The sequence below is a fragment of the Photobacterium sp. DNB22_13_2 genome (assembly GCF_052873915.1).
This window is the reverse complement of record NZ_JBNNXU010000091.1, coordinates 1-300: the sequence shown is the minus strand read 5'-3', so window position 1 is coordinate 300 and position 300 is coordinate 1. Positions and strand designations below refer to the sequence as shown.

Genomic DNA, 300 nt, shown 5'->3' with positions numbered 1-300 from the left:
CCATCGTGTTGAGCAAGCCGATCTTGCGCGCGAGGGGCACGGCGACGAGCTGGGACGCCGTCGTCAGCAGCCCCGCAAAGAAGAAGAACTGGCCTGCGGCCCCGGGCGAAAGGCCAAAACGCTGCATCAGCCACAGCGATAGCAGTGCGTTGACCACCAGGCCGCCCGCAAACGCATCCACGCTGAAAAGCAGCGCCAGCCGGATCACGATGCCGCGCGAAGGCCCCAGTGGAGTTGCAGCCCCGCCTGATTGCGGCTGATGCAGAGGCAGACGCGCATAGAGCACCCAGAGTGCGACAC

Annotated in this window: 1 protein-coding gene; it reads right to left on the bottom strand. The window is 65.7% G+C overall.

Annotation, left to right across the window (positions count from 1 at the left end):
- Positions 1-300: hypothetical protein (locus tag ACVA58_RS27920; RefSeq protein WP_446513497.1), on the bottom strand; the 300-nt coding region annotated here is incomplete at both ends.